16 protein-coding genes and 1 pseudogene are annotated in these 17,890 nt (G+C 64.5%); 11 read left to right on the top strand and 6 right to left on the bottom strand.

Features of this window, described 5'->3' with window-relative positions; genetic code table 11:
* Nucleotides 1-11 precede the first annotated feature (11 nt).
* From IAE56_RS16920 to IAE56_RS16885, 8 genes are all read left to right on the top strand, one after another.
* Complete coding sequence (locus IAE56_RS16920; RefSeq protein WP_200753317.1) at nucleotides 12-1,178, top strand: MFS transporter; 1,167 nt, start codon at nucleotides 12-14, stop codon at nucleotides 1,176-1,178.
* Between the two features lie 141 nt (nucleotides 1,179-1,319).
* Entirely contained in the window at nucleotides 1,320-1,568 is a 249-nt protein-coding gene (locus tag IAE56_RS16915) for a hypothetical protein (protein WP_200753315.1), read from the top strand.
* Entirely contained in the window at nucleotides 1,565-1,753 is a 189-nt protein-coding gene (locus IAE56_RS16910; protein ID WP_200753314.1) for a hypothetical protein, read from the top strand. The genes IAE56_RS16915 and IAE56_RS16910 overlap by 4 nt, the downstream gene beginning before the upstream one ends.
* 18 nt (nucleotides 1,754-1,771) lie before the next feature.
* Nucleotides 1,772-2,515, top strand: coding sequence for an SOS response-associated peptidase family protein (locus IAE56_RS16905; RefSeq protein WP_200753313.1), 744 nt, complete (start codon nucleotides 1,772-1,774; stop codon nucleotides 2,513-2,515).
* 188 nt (nucleotides 2,516-2,703) lie between these two features.
* Complete coding sequence (locus IAE56_RS16900) at nucleotides 2,704-2,973, top strand: hypothetical protein (protein WP_200753312.1); 270 nt, start codon at nucleotides 2,704-2,706, stop codon at nucleotides 2,971-2,973.
* Between the two features lie 145 nt (nucleotides 2,974-3,118).
* Nucleotides 3,119-5,239 carry a methyl-accepting chemotaxis protein gene (locus IAE56_RS16895; RefSeq protein WP_200753311.1) on the top strand — a complete coding sequence of 707 codons (2,121 nt, stop codon included), beginning with the start codon at nucleotides 3,119-3,121 and terminating at the stop codon, nucleotides 5,237-5,239.
* A 190-nt stretch (nucleotides 5,240-5,429) separates the two neighbouring features.
* Nucleotides 5,430-7,193, top strand: coding sequence for an EAL domain-containing protein (locus IAE56_RS16890; RefSeq protein WP_200753310.1), 1,764 nt, complete (start codon nucleotides 5,430-5,432; stop codon nucleotides 7,191-7,193).
* A 122-nt stretch (nucleotides 7,194-7,315) separates the two neighbouring features.
* Nucleotides 7,316-8,509, top strand: coding sequence for a GAF domain-containing sensor histidine kinase (locus IAE56_RS16885; protein ID WP_200753309.1), 1,194 nt, complete (start codon nucleotides 7,316-7,318; stop codon nucleotides 8,507-8,509).
* Between the two features lie 162 nt (nucleotides 8,510-8,671).
* Here the strand turns inward: IAE56_RS16885 and IAE56_RS16880 are convergent, their stop codons facing one another.
* From IAE56_RS16880 to IAE56_RS16865, 4 genes and pseudogenes are all read right to left on the bottom strand, one after another.
* Nucleotides 8,672-9,127: a hypothetical protein gene (locus tag IAE56_RS16880; protein ID WP_200753308.1), complete on the bottom strand. Its 456-nt coding sequence runs from the start codon at nucleotides 9,125-9,127 to the stop codon at nucleotides 8,672-8,674.
* Between the two features lie 92 nt (nucleotides 9,128-9,219).
* Nucleotides 9,220-9,678: pseudogene (locus IAE56_RS16875) on the bottom strand (hypothetical protein); the annotation flags it as partial.
* 75 nt (nucleotides 9,679-9,753) lie between these two features.
* Nucleotides 9,754-10,161 (bottom strand): hypothetical protein, encoded by a 408-nt coding sequence (locus IAE56_RS16870; protein ID WP_200753307.1) that lies wholly within the window; start codon nucleotides 10,159-10,161, stop codon nucleotides 9,754-9,756.
* Between the two features lie 414 nt (nucleotides 10,162-10,575).
* Complete coding sequence (locus tag IAE56_RS16865; RefSeq protein WP_108769196.1) at nucleotides 10,576-10,923, bottom strand: winged helix-turn-helix transcriptional regulator; 348 nt, start codon at nucleotides 10,921-10,923, stop codon at nucleotides 10,576-10,578.
* Between the two features lie 102 nt (nucleotides 10,924-11,025).
* Here IAE56_RS16865 and IAE56_RS16860 point away from each other — a divergent pair, with 102 nt between their 5' ends.
* On the top strand, nucleotides 11,026-12,015 hold the full coding sequence (locus tag IAE56_RS16860) for an MDR family oxidoreductase (RefSeq protein ID WP_200753306.1): 990 nt from the start codon (nucleotides 11,026-11,028) through the stop codon (nucleotides 12,013-12,015).
* A 142-nt stretch (nucleotides 12,016-12,157) separates the two neighbouring features.
* Nucleotides 12,158-14,911, top strand: a complete 2,754-nt coding sequence (locus IAE56_RS16855; RefSeq protein WP_200753305.1) for a UvrD-helicase domain-containing protein — start codon at nucleotides 12,158-12,160, stop codon at nucleotides 14,909-14,911.
* A 366-nt stretch (nucleotides 14,912-15,277) separates the two neighbouring features.
* On the opposite strand, the gene IAE56_RS16850 is transcribed toward IAE56_RS16855, so the two are convergent.
* Together IAE56_RS16850 and IAE56_RS21165 are read right to left on the bottom strand one after the other, a co-directional pair.
* Nucleotides 15,278-16,159, bottom strand: a complete 882-nt coding sequence (locus IAE56_RS16850) for a hypothetical protein (RefSeq protein ID WP_234456152.1) — start codon at nucleotides 16,157-16,159, stop codon at nucleotides 15,278-15,280.
* A 1-nt stretch (nucleotide 16,160) separates the two neighbouring features.
* Entirely contained in the window at nucleotides 16,161-16,607 is a 447-nt protein-coding gene (locus IAE56_RS21165) for a hypothetical protein (RefSeq protein WP_234456151.1), read from the bottom strand.
* 921 nt (nucleotides 16,608-17,528) lie between these two features.
* On the opposite strand from IAE56_RS21165, the gene IAE56_RS16840 reads away from it, so the two are divergent.
* The gene (locus IAE56_RS16840; protein ID WP_234456150.1) at nucleotides 17,529-17,717 is read left to right on the top strand and encodes an AlpA family phage regulatory protein; all 189 of its coding nucleotides are present in this window, start codon (nucleotides 17,529-17,531) and stop codon (nucleotides 17,715-17,717) included.
* Nucleotides 17,718-17,890: the final 173 nt, after the last annotated feature.

Below are 17,890 nucleotides of genomic sequence, written 5' to 3'. Positions count from 1 at the left end.
ATCCAGGTGCGCTGACGCCGCGTCAGCGCACCTGGATCATCCTTGCCCTGTCGCTGGGTGGCTTTGCCATCGGCACCAGTGAATTCGCCAGCATGGGCCTGATGCTGGAGATCAGCCGCGGCCTGTCGATCAGCGAGACCCAGGTCGGCCACCTGATCAGTGCCTACGCCATCGGCGTGGTGGTCGGCGCGCCGATCCTCGCCTTCATCGGCGCCTCGTTCCCGCGCCGCAAGCTGCTGCTGGCGCTGATGGGCTTCTACGCGGTGGGCAACCTGGCCAGCGCCCTGGCCCCCAACTACGGCACCATGCTGATCGCCCGCTTCGTCGCCGGCCTGCCGCATGGTGCCTACTTCGGCGTGGCGATGCTGGTGGCCGCGGCCATCAGCCCGGCCGGCCAGCGTGGCCAGGCGATGTCACGGGTGCTGCTGGGCCTGTCCATCGCGATCCTGATCGGCAACCCGCTGACCACCTGGCTGGGCCAGCAGCTGAGCTGGCGCACCGCCTTCGCCCTGGTCAGCGTGCTGGCCATCGCCACGGTGGTGATGATCGCCCGCTTCCTGCTGCCCGATCCGGACGAGGTGCGTACCTCGCCGATGCGTGAGCTGCGCGCGTTCAACACCACCCAGGTGTGGCTGGCGCTAGGCATCGGCGCGGTCGGCTTTGCCGGCATGTTCTGTGTCTTCACCTACCTCGCGCCGACCCTGGTGCAGGTGACCGGCGTGGCCGAATCGTGGATGCCGCTGGCCGTGGGCGTGTTCGGCATCGGCGCGATCATCGGCAACATCGCCGGCGGCTGGCTGGTGGACAAGTTCCACTTCAACGCCGCCGCCGTCGTGCTGGTGTGGTCCATCGTGATGCTGCTGCTGTACCCGCTGGCCGCGCAGTCGGTGTGGACCATCGGCCCGATGATCATCACCGTGGGCACCATGGGTGCGCTGGCCGCCGTGCTGCAGACCCGCCTGATGGACGTGGCCGGCGAGGCGCAGACGCTGGCCGCCGCCTCCAACCACGCGGCGTTCAATACCGCCAACGCGCTGGGTCCGTGGCTGGGCGGCATGGCCATCAGCGCCGGCTTCAGCCCGGCCACCACCGGTTATGTCGGTGCCGCCACCGCCATCGGCGGCCTGCTGCTGTGGGGCGTGTCGATGCTGGTCGACCGCCGCCGCAAGGCCGCTTGAGGTCCTGCACGCAGCCCTTGCCGGTGGCAGGGGCTGTTGCCACGCGGCTGGATTTGACCTCGCCGCCGCATCGGGCTGACGGTGCCGTCACAGGGGAAAGTGTGACGATGAATACACCTTCTTCCTGGCACCCCCTTCCCCATGTCGGACACCGGTCATTTCGCCATTCGCGCCTTCGAGGCCGTCTTCAACATGGCCGGCGGGGTGGAACGCATCACGTCGCTGACGGTGACCTGCAACCACTGCGACGCCACGACCTCGTCTACTGAAGGCAACCTGCTGCACCTGCCCGGCGGCACCCTCTTCCGTTGTGACGACTGCGGTTGCCACCAGGCCGTGAGCAATGCCCGCGTGTCCGACTGGCAGCTGCCGCGCGTGTTGGGTGTATGAACATGGACGCGCCGCTGACCGATGCACAGCGCCGGATCCTGCAGGCCATTGCCGATGCGGAACGCGTGGACAGTGACGCCGCCACCTGGGCGGTGAAGGCAGGCCTTGCCGTGCAGGCGGAAGACGGCGACATCGACCTGACCCCGCGCGGACGCGACCTGCTGCAGGGACATCCGCCGCGCTGAGGCGGCGACGGAGCGGGCATGCGGCGTTTCGTGCAGGCCTTCGTGGACGTGGACAGCTTTGCTGCTGCCCTGCCCGGCGACGTGTCGGCAGCACTGGCAACGGCGGATGCGCGCTACAACATCGGCAAGGACGGCCACGCCCGGGTCTGGGCGGCGGGCGCCGCCGATACGAAGGCCACGACGGTCGTTGCAGAGATGCAGTGGGGCCTGGTGCCGCGCTGGTCGAAGCAGCCGTCCACGCCCTACACCACGGTGACTGCCCGGCTGGAACGCGCCCCGCGCAGCCGCATCTTTGCCGATGCCTGGAGCAAGCGTCGCTGCATCGTGCCGATGACGGGCTATTTCAAATGGGACCGGCAGCGACGACCACAGTGGCCGATGTTCGTCCAGCGACAGGATGGGGTGGCGCTGCTGGCGGCCGGCTTATGGGAGCACTGGCAGGACGAGGCCGGCGACATGCGCGACACATTCTCGATCCTGACCGATGGCAATCCGGCGATCCCGGCCCCGCTGTCTGCCGATGGGCCGGTGTTTGTGGAGCCCGCGGCTGCCGCGGCTTGGCTGAGGGGCGAGCTGACCACCCCGGCGCAGCTGCGACGGCACGCGCATACCGCGGCGCTCGAGGCTGCGTATGTCGGCCTGGGCATCCGCAACCCGCATCGCGATGACTACACCCTGCTGGAGCCGGTGGACCCCGACGCTGCGGGTGCCGACGATGCGCTGCCCGATTGGGATGGCGATGCGCTGGATGACGATGCGTGAGTGATGGGCCCGGGGTCGGATCCCTTGCCAAAGGCAAGGGCTCTGACCCCCGCGCCTGATTGGAGATCCGGGGTCAGAGCCCTTTCCGCTGGAAAGGGATCCGACCCCTTCCCTGACCCCTTCGTCGCGCTCCCGCTGAACCGCAAAAAACACATGGCGTGGATGTGCCTTGCTGCACAGTGCAGCCCATGCGTCACCGCCCTGCCCCTGCCCGCCATGATGCCGTCGCCCTGCAGGCAGGAATGCTCGGCAGCGTGCTGGGCGTGGGCCTGTTCAAGGCACTGGCGCTGTCCGGCGTGGTGTCCGGCTCGCTGATGGGCATGGGCCTGTGGCTGCTGGCCTGCGTCCTGCTGGGCGCCTGGGCATTGGCCGCGGGCCTCGCCTGCCTGGCCCTGAGTCGGCGGGTGTTCGTGCTGATGCTCGCGCTGTCAGCGGTCTTCGTGCTTTGCATCGCCTGATCCGCAGGCGCTTCCAGAAAAAATCCGAACCGTGGCGCTAAAGCTTCAGCCTGCGCCGCCGCTACCGTTGTACTGCTTGCCGGGACTGTCTCCTGTGCAGACACGCCCGGCAGTCGGGCCTACAACGACTACCGGACTTCACAAAATGTACACGCTGCGCCGCTTCAAGGTTGGCACCCGCCTCACTGCGGGCTTTTCCATCCTGCTTCTTCTGATCGCCACCATTCTTGCGATCGCCCTGCACAGCAACTACCAGCAGCGCCAACAGTTCGACAACGCGGTGAACGTGCGCGTGACCCGCATGGGCGAGCTGTACGACATGCTCATCATCAACAAGGAGCTGCTGCTGCTGCGCCGCGACATGCTGATCAAGCGCGGGCAGGGTCTGAAGGCCGATCTGGCGAAGGCGCACGCGATGTCCGCGCGCTATGACCAGATCTGGGCCCACTTCACCGAGCGCCCGGCCACCAGCCCGCTCGCCGAATCGATGCGCGGCAAGGTCGCGCAGAAGCAGCAGGCCACCGTCGCACTCAACCGCGACCTGGATGCAGCGATGCAGGCCGGCGACTTCGATGCCGCCAGCACCGAGCTGCTGACCCGCGCTGGCCCCGCGGCTGCCGACTGGAACGCGGCGCTCGCCGAGTTCGCCGATCTGCAGCAGAAACTGGTGGAAGAAGCCGCCCGGGACATGCAGGCGCTGGCAGCCAGGACCACGGCACTGCTCAGCCTGTTCGGCGTCCTCAGCCTGGGCCTGGGCATCATCGCGGCGTGGTTGATCTCGCGTAGCCTGACCCGCCCGCTGGCCCAGGTGCAGGCGTCGATCAATGCGGTCACCCGCGGCGACCTCAGCGTCCGTCACCAGGATGACAACCCCGATGAAGTGGGCCAGATGCTGCGGGCCACGGACAGCATGGTCGGCCTGCTGCAACGCTTCTCGCAGCAGACCCAGCTGATGATCGGCAAGCATGCCGCCGAGGACATCAGCCACCGCATGCCGGTGGATTTCCCCGGCGTCTACGGCGAACTGGCGCAGGGCATGAACACGATGGTGTTCGAGCATCTGGATGCGATCGTCGATGCCATCGACGTGCTGAACCAGTACGCGCAGGGTGACCTGAGCCGGGACGCACGACGCCTGCCGGGCAGCCGCGCGATCCTGCACGAATCGATGGATGCCGCCAAGGCCAGCCTGCATGCGATCAATCAGGATATCCAGCGTCTGGCGACGGCGGCAGCGGCCGGCGATTTCAGCGTGCGTGGCGATGCCACGGCCTACCGTCACGATTTCCGCCGCATGATTGAAGACCTCAACCGCCTGATGGCCACCGCTGACGGCAGCCTCGGCGCGTTGTCCAAGGTGCTTGGTGCCATGGCCGAAGGGGATCTGACCCGCCGTATCGAGGGCGACTTCCAGGGTGTGTTCGCTACCATGCAGCGCGACACCAACCGGACTGCTGAGAATCTGGCGGCCATCATCCGCCGCATCCAGGAAGCCTCCGGCTCGATCGCCAGCGCGTCCGATGAGATTGCCGCGGGCAACGCCGACCTGTCACGACGCACCGAAAGCCAGGCCGCGAACCTGGAAGAGACTGCGGCCTCGATGGAGGAGCTGACCTCTACCGTGCGCCAGAATGCCGAGCACGCACAGCAGGCCGATGCGGCCTCGCGCAGCGCCGGCGAAGCCCTGCAGCAGACCGCCCAGGCGGTGCAGGACGTGGTGCGGGTGATGGGGCAGATCAATGCCTCGTCGCTGCGCATCGGCGAAATGGTCAGCCTGATCGACGGCATCGCGTTCCAGACCAACATCCTCGCCCTCAACGCAGCGGTCGAAGCGGCGCGCGCCGGCGAGCAGGGTCGTGGTTTTGCGGTGGTGGCCAGCGAGGTGCGCACGCTGGCACAGCGCGCAGCGGCTTCGGCCAAGGACATCAAGGCATTGATCGATGAATCCACCGGCAGGGTCGAGGCCGGCATCGGCATCGCCCGCCAGACCGAGGCCGCCATCGGCCAGTTGACCGACGCCGCGGGCCAGACCGGGCATCTGGTGCAGCAGATTGCCCAGGCCAGCGTCGAGCAGGCGGCCGGCATCGAGCAGGTCAACCAGACCATCGCGCAGATGGACGAGGCCACCCAGCAGAACGCCGCACTGGTCGAGGAAGCCAGCGCGGCGGCCCGCGCGATGGCGGGACAGGCGGCAGACCTGGACCAGGCGGCGGCCGTGTTCCGGGTCTCGGCCCAGGCAACCCCCGCCCTCAGGCGCGCGGCCTGAGGGGCATGGGCCATGGCGGGCGCTCACACCGCCCGCATCTGCCGCGCACTACCATCGCGCGGCAGGCCTGAAGCATTCAGAACGCAGCAGCCTGCGCCCCTTCCCCCGATAGCAGCAGCGCGCCATGGTGGTTGCGCTGCGGCGGTCGCTTCGCCTGTGCAGTCCCCCTGTACGTTCTGATGTGGTCCTGATGCCCTCCCCCGAACAAGAACGCCTCTCCACCCTGGCCGGACTCAATGCCTTGGGCGCCGTCTCCGGTGCCGCCCTCGACAACCTTACCGAGCTCGCCACCCACGCCTTCAACGTGCCCGTTGCGTTCGTTTCGCTGCTGGAAGTCGATCGCCAGCGGCTGGTCTCGCGCAAGGGGCTGGCCACCACCCAGACCCATATCCGCGATTCAATCTGCGCCTCGACGATTGGTTCCGCCGATACGCTGGTGATCGATGATCTTCGCGCGCACCCACGCCACGCCAGCAATCCGCTGGTGACCGGTCCAGCGCAGCTTCGCTTCTATGCAGGTGCGCCACTGGTTGCGCGCAACGGCGTGGCCATCGGTGCGTTCTGCATCATGGACGACGCTCCCCGGCAGCTGTCCGAAGCGGAGCGTCGGCAGCTGCAGACCCTGGCCAGCGCCGCGATGAACGAACTGGAGCTGCGTGCCCTGACGGGCCGCCGCGATCCCGTCAGCGGCCTGCCCGACCGGCATCAGTTCGCCCTGGACTTCGCCGCCCACGCCGAGCGCGAACCGGACACCTTCCTGCATGCGGTGTTGATCGATGTCTTCGATGCGACCACCGCCACCGAGGCCGGCCAGGTGCTGGGCATGGCACCGCTGGAAACCTTGATCCGTCGTATCGGCGTGCGCCTGTGCGTGGCGCTCGACGGCATGGCCGAGGTCTACCACGTGGGCGTGGCGCGGTTTGCGTTCGTGGTGGAGCTGTCGTCGTCCAAGGCGGTCGAAGATCTGGTCGGCGAACTGCAGGAACGACTGACCCGACCGATGATGGCCGCGCAGGTGCCGATGGCGCCTTCGTTCCACGCAGGGATATGCGGCATCACCCTGGGCCAGCACAACGCCGACGAGGCCATCCGCCGCATGCTGGTGGGGCTGAACGCCGCCATCAACAGCCGCTCGGTGTTCCGCTGGTATTCGGAGACCCGCGATGCGCGCACGCGGCGGGGCTATCGACTCGCCACCGATGCACGCGAAGCACTGCAGGAAAAGCAGTTCCACCTGGTCTACCAGCCGCGTTTCCGCGCCTCGGACCTGACGCCGGTGGCGGCCGAGGTGCTGATCCGCTGGGACCACCCGCAGCTGGGCGCGGTCAGCCCGGCCGAGTTCATCCCGGTGTTCGAACGTACGGCGGTCATGCAGGGCATCACCCGCTGGGTGATCGACCAGGCGCTGGACCAGTGTGCGGCCTGGCGCGCAGCGGGCATTGGCCTGACGCTGTCGATCAACTACTCGGCCCGCGACATGGCCGAGGAAGACGCGGCGCTGCGGCTGATCCGCGCGATCGAACAGAAAGGGCTTTCCTGCGCGGATATCGAAGTGGAGATCACCGAGAGCCAGTGGCTGCGCGTGGACTCTCCCGCCGGCCAGCAGCTGCGGCAGATGGCGGCCGCGGGGCTGCGCATCGCCGTGGATGATTTCGGCAGCGGCTACAGCAACTTCGGCTACCTCACCGAGCTGCCGATCAGCACGCTCAAGCTGGACAAGACGGTGATCGACCGGTTGTGCGTGGACCCGCGTGCCGCGCTGAAGGTGGAAGCGATCATCGGCCTGGCGCAGCGGTTGGGATATGCAGCAGTGGCCGAAGGCGTGGAGAGTGCCGAGCAGGTCGCACGGCTGCAGGCACTGGGCTGCGATGAAATCCAAGGCTTCGTGTTGGCCCGGCCGATGACGGCTGAAGCGTTCAGCGAACGATTCGGAGCGGTGGTTCCCGGCGCGTAGAGTCGAGCTTGCTCGACTGCATTGAACGTAGAGTCGAGCTTGCTCGACTACAATGGCCGTGCGCGCAAGCCAGTCGAGCAAGCTCGACTCTACATACACACTGCAGTCTGTCCGGATCCCCCATGCCTACTCGAATTGATTTCCGGCCCTCGCTGGACCTGGCATGCGCGTTGACCGGCATGCGCGTGGCGCTGGTGGCTGAAGTGACCGACACCTCCGCGCGCTCGATCCAGAGCATCGACAGCGCGGGCCTCGGTATTTCCAGCGGCATGCTGCTCGACGTCAACCGTACCTTCTGCAAGGAAGTGCGCGCATCGCGCATGCCGGTATGGTTTGCCGATGCAGTAAGCCATCCGGACTACCAGTGCAGCCCCATCCCGGGCATGTATGGTTTCCGCAGCTTCCTCTCGGTGCCGCTGGTGCTGAACGACGGCTCCATTTTCGGCACGCTCTGCACGCTGGACCCTGAGCCCCGCCCGGTGGACGAGGAACGCGTGCAGTCGCTGAACTCATTGGCGAAGCTGGTGGCGGCGCAGATCGATGCCATCCTCAGCCACGATGCCGACAGCCGCACCATCGATGGCCTGAAGGCGCAGGGAGAATCGGTCGGTCGGCAGCTGATCGAGTTCGAGCAGTCCAATGCCGAGCTGCAGCGGGTGGCCAAGCAGCGCGAGGAATTCATCGGCGTGCTGGCGCACGACCTGCGCAACCCCGTGCAGGCCATCCGTGCCGGCGTCGACCTGCTGGGCCTGGGTGCACTGACCGATTCGCAGCAGAAGGTGCTGGGCCATATCAACGACAGTGCCGACCGCATCGCCGAGCTGATCGATGTCACCCTGGATTTCGCGCGGGGCCGCCTCGGCACCGGCATTGCGCTGAAGCTGGAACCGTGGTCGGACCTGTCCGGCATCCTCGCCATGGCCTGCCGCGAGGCCATGCGCCCGTATCCAAAGCGCGTCTGCGAGGTGGACCTGCAGTTGCCACTGACCTTCATGTGCGACGCCGCACGGCTGTGCCAGCTGCTGGCCAACCTGGTCATCAACGCCGCCGTGCACGGCACGCCGGACCAGCCGATCCGGGTGCATGGGCGCAGCGACGGCGCCGGCATCGAGATCAGCGTCGCCAACCAGGGCGTCATTCCTACAGCGCAGCTGGCACAGATGTTCGAGCCGTTTGCGCGACCGCAGGAGCGGCGCCTGGATGCCGGCCTCGGGCTGGGTCTCTACATCGCCTCGCAGATCGCCAAGGCCCACGGCGGCACGCTGAGCGTCACCAGCTCCGATGGCGCCGGCACGGTGCTTACGCTGCGGATCTGAACCTGCGCTCCGCAGCGGAACGCACTTCCTCCATCGCGCCACCGCTGTCGGCCGCCCACCTCATAGCGCTCTGGTAGGTGCCCACCTTGGTGGGCACGGCTCCGTCACCGCGCGCGAAAGCCGAGGCGCCCACCAAGGTGGGCATTTACCAATCCGGCCAAATCAACGCACCTTGTACAACACCGCCGCACCCGGCCGCGGTTCGAACGCCGGCACGGTCTGCTGGGTCAACGCCGTCCCCTTCGCATCCCACACCAGCGTCTCCACCGGGTACTCATCCTTGCGGGTCATCTGGTCGATCTTCGCCACGACGACCGTCGCTGCCGCCGGCACTTCCGGGTTCCACCCGAACACACCCACACGCCCGTAGAACACCGCCGGCGCAGAAGCATCCAACCGGCGGTCCGGGCACATCACCAGACCCCGCTCGAGCATCACCCGCAGCGCGCCCACCGGCACCTTCTTCACGGTAGGCGCAGTGCGCTCGGTGCTGTGCCCGGGGCAGACGTTGGCGGCACGAGTGACCATGTCTTCGGCCACCTGGCGGTCGGATTGGGCGAAGGCCAGCGCCGGGGAAAGGCAGAGGCCGAGCAGGACAAGTGGGGACGTCCGGGTCATTGCTGAATTCCTTGAATGGGTTGCAAGCGAACTTAGCAATGGCCGCACGCGGAGTTGCAAAGGCGGCGTGAGGCTTCGGTTACGTCGTCATGCCGCTCCCGGGGGTCTTCCCGTTCCAACGAACCAGCCTCGGTAATCGATTCATTGGACGCATAGCGTTCCAGCAACCCCTCAACGGGAACACGGTCAACGTAGTTGATCCTGACCGAAATCTCCTTACGGAAATCATTGGTCCGGGGATCGGCCCGCGCGCCTGGCGCCGTCGGCTTCATATCCGGCCATTCAATCACCAGGGTAACGCCCTCGCCCGGCCAGGGCGCGATCTGGCTGTCCAGATAATTGGCGGGGAACCGGAACGTCGTCGGACCGAGTTTCACATCCACCGGTGCGTCGGTGTAGGTATGCCCATTGAGGGTACGGCCGGTCTGGGTTGCGCCCGACATGGCAGGATTCCTTTCGTGTTCGTTGGACGGCGGCCGTGCGCATGCACTGGCACTTACTGCGACAGCAAGTGCCAGTGCCAGGCAGCGGCCGGGGGACATCACGTGCATGGCCATTCCATAGCAGGGTTCCGGGGCCACTATAGGGAACCGGGTGTCAACGGGACAGGAACGGCGTCCCCACCTTCACGGCACCAGGCTGCGCTCCACCTGCAGCGACAGCATCTGGCAGGCATGGAACAGCCCTTCAATCACCGCTGCGGAGGGGCAGCACGCGGGGTCATCGCTTTCCCGCGCCACGTGCGCGGCGTGCAGCACAGCGGTCAACGCGGTGATGCCCGAAGCGCTGCGAGTGGCCAAGGCCAGGTCGAATGCCCGGCCGGGGCTGAGGCGGGTTTCGGTCCACACCTCGCCATCGGCACGCAGGTTTTTTCCGTGGCCTTTGAGGTGTGCAAAGAACGCGGATGATGTCGCGCCTTCTGCGGATTCGCAGAGGGCGTCCTCAAGCGTTTCGGCTACGGCATTGGGAAGATCGCGCAGGGCTGCGCCGAGCAGCGCGTGCAGGCGGGGATAGTCGGGAAGACGGTCAGACATGGCGGCAACCTCACGGTGTGGCCACCTGCAGATGCAAGGTGGCGGACGGTGCGGGTTGGCGTGCCGGATACGTACCACTAAAGCCGGCGGATCGAGAGATCCCCACGCACCGTCCGCCATGAACTGGCAGGCGGTGCATTGTCGAGGCTGCAGCGAGAGCTGCAAGCGCGACCGGTAGTGGTACGTAAGTTCGGGACGCCAATCCCGGCCAGGGCGAGTGCCTTGGCGAGGCGATGATTGGCGCAGTGCTCGGCGCTTGAAAAGCCGGAGAACTTCCTATTTCGCTGTAGTTGAGGCGCTTGCGTCATGCAGTGTCGAGTTGCCCATCGAATGGCGCTCCCGACCTGCAGCCTTCATCCGCCTTCCGCCGCCATCCAGTGCACCAGCAGTGGCGGATACGACACACCTGCGCCCTCAGCTGTCCTCGCGCGTACTCTGGTAACCGCGATAGGTTTCGCCCCACTCGCGCATGGCCAGCAGCACGGGCACCAGCGAGCGGCCAAATTCGGAAAGTTCGTATTCCACCTTCGGCGGCACTTCCGGATAGACGTGGCGGATCAGTACGCCGTCCGCCTCCAGTTCGCGCAGCTGGCTGGTCAGCATCGACTGCGTGGCGTTGGGCACCAGCCGGGTCAGTTCCATGAAGCGCCGTTTACGCTTCATCAGGTGAAACAGGATGACCGGCTTCCACACCCCGCCCATCACCGAGAGGGTGACTTCCACGGCGCAGCCGCTCTTGCCGTCCCAACGCTTGCTACGCATACATACTCCGGAAAATCATAGTACCTACGAAAAATCATCGTTCTTGTTGCGATAACGGTGCGAGCCTAGCATGGCCTCATCCACTGAACGTGAGGCACCACCATGAAGTTCAAGGCACTGCTTTCCAGCAAGACCAACGACCGTGTTTCCACCGAACTGGTGGATTTTGACGAGGCCGACCTGATGGACGGCGATGTCCTGGTGCAGGTTGATTATTCGACCCTCAATTACAAGGATGCGCTGGCGCTGACCAACGAGCGCCCGGTCATCCAGAAATTCCCGCTCATTCCCGGCATCGACCTTTCCGGCGTGGTACTGGAATCCAGCAATGCCGGTTTCAAGGCCGGTGATCGCGTGGTGCTCAATGGCTGGGACCTGAGCATGGGCCACCATGGCGGCCTGGCCCAGCGCGCCCGCGTACGGGGTGAGTGGCTGAACAAGATTCCGGGCAACCTGTCCACCCGCGATGCCATGGCCATCGGCACCGCCGGCTATACCGCCATGCTGTGCGTGCTGGCACTGGAAGACGCGGGCGTGACCCCGGAAAAGGGCGATGTGCTGGTAACCGGCGCCAACGGTGGCGTGGGCTCGATTGCCGTGGCCATTTTGTCCAAGCTGGGCTACCGCGTGGTGGCCGCCACCGGCCGCCCCGAACATGCCGAGTACCTGCACAGCCTGGGCGCGGCGGAGATCATCGACCGCGCGGAGCTTTCCGAGCCGCGCAAGAAGCCGATCAGCGCCGAGCGCTGGGCCGGCGTGGTGGACGTGGCCGGCGGCCCGACCCTGGTCAACGCGCTTGCCGAAACCAGGTACCGCGGCGCCGTGGCGGCCTGCGGCCTGGCTCAGAGCGATGCGCTGCACGGCTCCGTGCTGCCCTTCATCCTGCGCAACGTGACCTTGGCCGGCGTCGACTCGGTGAATGCCCCGCAGGACGTGCGCCAGCGTGCATGGGATCGCCTCGCCACCGATCTGGACCCGCAGAAGCTGGAAAGCACGGTGCAGCTGATCGGCTTGGCCGAGGTGCTGGATGTGTACGAGCAGATCATCCCGGGCAAGGTGCGCGGGCGGATCGTGGTTGATGTGAACGCCTGACGGCGATCGGGCCAGCGGTGGTGCAACGCCATCGCTGGCTGCCTTACCCAGAAGGTCTGCGCACGGCACCAAGCCCCCTTATCATGGAGCTGTAAGGGCGCTTTACGCCCAGTGACGTACGCAAGGCAGTATCTGGATGTCTATGGAATGGCGCCCCTCGGGCTGGGGCCAGCGTGTGACCCGCTCGCCGGACTGGCGGCTGCGGCTGGATGGCGAGCATGTCGAGCTTCTGATTGAAGGGCGGCAGTACCGCCAGCACGTCGATGATGGCCAGCGCGTGCGGGTTCTTCCGGGCCTGTTCTGGGCCCGGGTTGCACTGCAGAGCGATGACTGCGACACGCTGTCCGTGGATGGCCTGCCCAACCGCGAGGCCTCCCAGCTTTCGACGGCTGTCCAGCAGGTGCTCTTTGCGCGCACAACGCGTGGTCGCAAGACGCTCTTTGCGGACATCCTTGAGCAGATCCAGTCCTGGCTGGCCGAGGCCGACGCCCTGACCGACCGCGGCGGCGCCGGCCGCCGCTGGATCACGCACGAGCAGCAGCAGACGCTGCTGGCAGAGCGCCCCGCGCTACCCCTGTCGCCTGCCGAGCTGGAACGGCTGTTCCTCGATGAGGACCTGCACGACGATCTCCATTCGCACAGCCATCGTGCCGCGCTGGATGCCCTGCACGACTGGCAGCTGGATTGGCCCGCCGTGTGGGCCGACGCCAATGCGACCATGGCAACGCGCGAACTGGTGCTGGCCAAGGACTTCCTGGACCGGGTCGAAAGCAAACCGCTGACCGAGGAACAGGCCCGCGCCGTCATCTGCTTCGACAACTGCGTGCAGGTCGTGGCCTCGGCCGGCTCCGGCAAGACCTCCACCATGGTCGCCAAAGCTGCTTATGCCATCGATCGCGGGTTCGTCGAGCCCGAGCGGATCGTCATGCTCGCCTTCAACAAGGATGCGGCCAAGGAGCTGGAGGAGCGCGCGCAGCGCTCCTTCGACCGGCTCGGCATGGGCGACACCGTGGTCGAGGCACGCACCTTCCATGCGCTGGGCCTGGCCATCATCGGCAAGGCAACCGGCCGAAAGCCCGACATTCCCGAATGGGCCATCGACGCCACGCTGGGCTTCAACAAGCTGGCCGAGCTGGTGGACGACCTGAAGGACCGCTCGATCCACTTCCGTACCCAGTGGGACATGTTCCGGCTGGTGTTCGGGCGTGATCTTCCGCCGTTCGGCGCCGAGATGATGGCTGATGGCTACGACCGCGATGGCACGCCCTACATTCGCACCCTGCAGGGCGAGCGGGTGAAGAGCCTGGAAGAGTGTGTCATCGCCGATTGGCTGTTCTACAACGGCGTGACGTACGACTACGAGCGCCGTTACGAATTTGATACCGCCACCGATACCCATCGCCAGTACCGGCCGGACTTCTATTATCCGGACGCAGCGCTGTATCACGAGCACTTTGCGCTGGATGCCAACGGCCAGCCGCCGAAGCATTTCGCCAAATACGCTGAAGGCATGCACTGGAAGCGCCAGCAGCACGTTGCGCGCGGCACCGCACTGGTGGAGACGACCTCGTTTGGCCTGCGCAGCGGGCATGCGCTGGAACATCTTGCGGAGAAACTCGGCGACTCCGATGTCGAGCTGGACCCGAATCCCGACCGTGAGTTGCCCACCGAGGGCGCGAAGCCCATGCCGGATGCCGACCTGATCGGCCTGATGCGGACCTTCATTGCCCACGCCAAGAGCAACTGCCTGACGCTGGACGATCTGGCCGCGCGTCTGCAGCAGATGCCCGAGGACCAGTTCAAGGAACGGCATCGGCGGTTCCTGGAAATCGCGGCACCTGTCTTCCAAGCCTGGGACGAGGCGCTGGCGGACGAGCGCGGCATCGACTTCGAGGACATGCTCAACATGGCTGCCGGCATCCTGGAGCAAGGGCACTACGAATCGCCCTACGAGCTGGTGATGGCCGACGAATTCCAGGACGCCTCGCGCGCCCGCGCCCGCCTCTGCCGTGCGCTGGTCAGCCAGCCGGGGCGCCACCTGTTCGCAGTGGGCGATGACTGGCAGTCGATCAATCGCTTCGCCGGTGCGGATGTTTCGGTGATGACCGGCTTCCGCGAGTGGATGGGCCACGCCCAGGTGCTGAAGCTCGAGCAGACCTTCCGCTGCCCGCAGGAACTGTGCGACATCTCCAGCCGCTTCATCAGCCGCAATCCTGCGCAGATTGCCAAGGCGGTGCGTTCTTCGACGCCAGCGATTGGACCGGTGCTGCAGGCCTTCCAGATGTCCCGGCGCGAGGAAGTACAGGACGGTGTGCGCCAGTACCTGGCCAAGCTGCATCAGCAGTTGCTCTCCGGGACGGTGCCGCAGGGGCGCGATGGGCGCGTTCGCGTGTTCGTGCTGGGTCGCTATCGGGCGGATCGCAACGCAGTGCCTGCGGATTGGAAGACGCTGTTTGGCAGCACGATGGACGTTGAGTTCCTGACCGCACATCGATCGAAGGGGCGCGAGGCGGACTACGTGATCCTGCCGGGCATGGTGAATCGTGGATTCCCCAGCCTGCGCGCGGATGACCCGGTGCTGTCGCTGGCGATGCCCGATGGGGATACCTACCCGCTGAGCGAAGAGCGGCGACTGTTCTATGTGGCGCTGACGCGTGCGCGGCGAAGCGTGGTGATGTTCACGCTGCAGGGCAAGCACTCACCCTTCCTGGATGAGCTGGTGGAGGAAGGGGTTGTGGAGGTGACCGGGATTTCAGGCGCGGCCATCAACGAGGAACGCTGCCCCGTGTGCAAGATGGGCGTGTTTGTGGAGCGGAATGGGCCGCATGGGGCGTTCCGGTCGTGCTCTAGTTATCCGTTGTGCCATAACAAGCCTGATCGTTACCGGCGTGGGTAAAACCTGCGCTGAGGCGGCCACCATCCCTTGGCCGCCTTGCGTACCTTCGATCCGCCCCGCTGTTTGACCGGAGCAGTCAGGCGCGAACGAAAATCTCGACGCGCCGATTGAGCTGCTGAGAAGGATGGGCTTTGGCCACATAACGGTTTTCGGATTCAGGCCATCGCTCAAGGACTGGTCTAGTGAGACAACAGATTTTTCCGACCACCTCTCTGCGGAAGCTGTAGCTCACCAAAGCAGAGATAGAGCCAAGGCCGCCTGCAATCGAAGAGCCATGCTCGAACAAAGGTGAGGACAAATGGACACATGGTCAAGCTACTGCAACAACCGCATCCATTTTTCGGACAATACCGCGCAAAGCAACCATCACGCGGCCTCGGCATGGAGGATGATCGCCGCGGCTCCGGCTGGGTCACTCAAGTCACGCACACGAAGGTCCTCACGATCTGCAAACTCCTCCAACTCCAGAAACGCAGATCGCGCCACGTCGATCTGCTGATTCGAATAGTCGGCACTATTTGCTGGAGGAACCCACAACATCAGTTCGTAGGAATGCCTGGTATTGAGTAGCCTGTCATGCCTGCGCAGTGCTTGGAGATCCATCAGCTTTGACTTGGCGCGCTGGCGCCTGATGGTCATGTTAGACGACACCAAAGCATCAAAATTCGCGGCAATCTTCTCACCGAGATAGCCAATCCGGGTTGGGCTCGCACCTTGTTTTACGCGAACTTCACGATTGAATCGCGCTTCAAGCTCGGGATTAATACCCAAGACCTCCGCCTTGATTAGAGCCATCCATTGATCGGTGTCCATCGTCGTTCTTGGATCACGCAGTTCCTGCACCTGAAGCTCGCTGGATCTCCATAGACTGGCAATGAGTTTTCCGCCTAGTTGAGCTGCTTGCTCAGCACTGCCAGCAAGAGCTGTACGAGTTGGACCCAGTACGCACCCTGCAAACGGCGAGCTCCAGTTCTCCAGCGACTCACCATTGGAGAAGTGTTCTTGAACCGATTCCACAGCAAAGGCGATTAGTCCACTAATCGCCGAGCTCTGAACGCCATACATGCAATGAAGCGTGGCTTCAGAGATTGTGCGCTGAACAAAGCCGCCATGCTCTAAGGAATAGGCGGCAATTGCGACCGCGATTCTCTCTCCGCTCCCCACCATTGGCTCGATGAAGACCGGCGCCCAGGCAAACGTTCCGGAGGGAGCCGCTGGGAAGGCGTCAATGTTAATGCCATTCCACATATCAGATCACCCCAAGCTGTTTGGCGGGAACTCTATCGTTGCCCAGTCTCGCTAGATGATTCTGACGCTCCGCAAGCCAGTCGCGAAGTGGAATCAGCGTGGCTGGCGGCCATGCGGCAGAATCTGTTTGGTCAATAAGATCCTGCACAGAGAATCTCTGCATATCGTGCATCGAGGCACCAACAAGCTGTTGCAACTTCAGCAACCTCGACTCATCGGCGCCATGAACGACAAAGTCAAATAGCTGGTTAGCGGGCGACAGAGCGTCCAGTTGAATCAGAGGGTGCATCGCCTTGTCATGATCAATCAGCCAGAAGCCCTGGCCATCGTAGATCAGATTCCCTGGATGCCTATCGCAATTTCCGATCCACTCATCAAAGCAAGCGGCATCCACAACTTTTGCCCACTCCCTAAGGCGTTTGAGAACAACATCAGCTTCGGTGTCCATCCAGCGAGCAACGTTGGGGTGCCCGACAGCGCCACTACCGAACCCGACACTGGGTCCGCCAAACTCGGGGCCAATGAAGACTACGAGCGGCTCAGGAACAGGTAGATCCAGCAATTGTCCTAGCAAACTGCAGGCGACTTCCACTTGCACCCTCTGTAGATCAGCCACTGGCTTCACCCATGCTTCTACAGTTCCTTCCTGTGTAAGCACCATGCCTCGGACAGGCCTGCTATCGCCCGTAGTACCTTCCTCTAGTACAACCGCCAGTCGCCCCAGCCGAACTGCCATTGGAAACATCCATGCCCCTGAATGGCCGAAGCCTACCATTGGCCTGCCCAAACCCCAACAATCCTATGCTGGGCCATTATTCCGGAGGGCGAAGCCTCTGGCTTCGCGTCCTACCTTCGATCTCCGCATGCACTGGAACGCAGGCGCTTTATGACTTGTCCGCAGCGCCCTAGATTGCAGAGCATCGAATGGTCGGATACATTCGGCGGTAAGGTTAGCGGTGGTCGTACCCTCAACGCCTATAAAGTTGGAATGCGACCACTGGCCTCGCGCTTCCGGCTAACCCAACATGGGTCAGGGAGCAGATACATAGGAGAGCCCATGGCCCTACTACGTATTGAAGCCAGCTGGGAAAAGCCAGGGAAGGGGAAGAAGCAATTTAGCTTCGAAGCCGGAACAGGGCTGCTAGGGATCCTCGCATGGCTCAAGTGCTGGATCTGAGCACCAGATCAAAGGGACGCCCTCGGGCGTCCTTTTTTTTGAGCAGCTTCTGTGAAATCCGACTGACTTGGTTCGGAAATCAAAGGCTTTCATCGAATTGAAATCTGGACGCTGCCCGGCGAGGCTATTGCGGCGTCAGGGGCACCATGACGTTTCATAGCCGAACGCGCTAAAAGGCTCGGGTACCGACCCATGCGCGGCCGTCGCCCCTTCCTCGGAACCTTCGTTCCGGGCTCGGAGCAAGAACTGTTGCCGCTGGACCCTCGTGCGGCAGATGTGAGAAATACCTTCATCTACGGCGAGATCAAGGCTGGCCGATTCCCTCGCTCCATCCGCATTGGCCGCAGTGCAGTGTGGATACGATCCGAGGTGCAGGGTTGAGTCGGCAACAGATCGTCCAAAATCGACCGCTGTAAGTGGATGGGTAGCTGGGCGGGCAGAAGATCCTGAGTGACTCGTCCTGCCATAGGTTGACACCTATGGTGTGGATGATCCGGCCGCCGTCAGGCGGCCAAGGACGCCCGATGCATCGCATCGGGCGTCTGCATTTTAAG

The organism is Stenotrophomonas sp. S41 (genome assembly GCF_016624625.1).
In the GTDB taxonomy this organism is placed as follows: domain Bacteria; phylum Pseudomonadota; class Gammaproteobacteria; order Xanthomonadales; family Xanthomonadaceae; genus Stenotrophomonas.
Note: the sequence above shows the minus strand (reverse complement) of the source record. Positions and strands in the feature narration are given on the sequence as shown.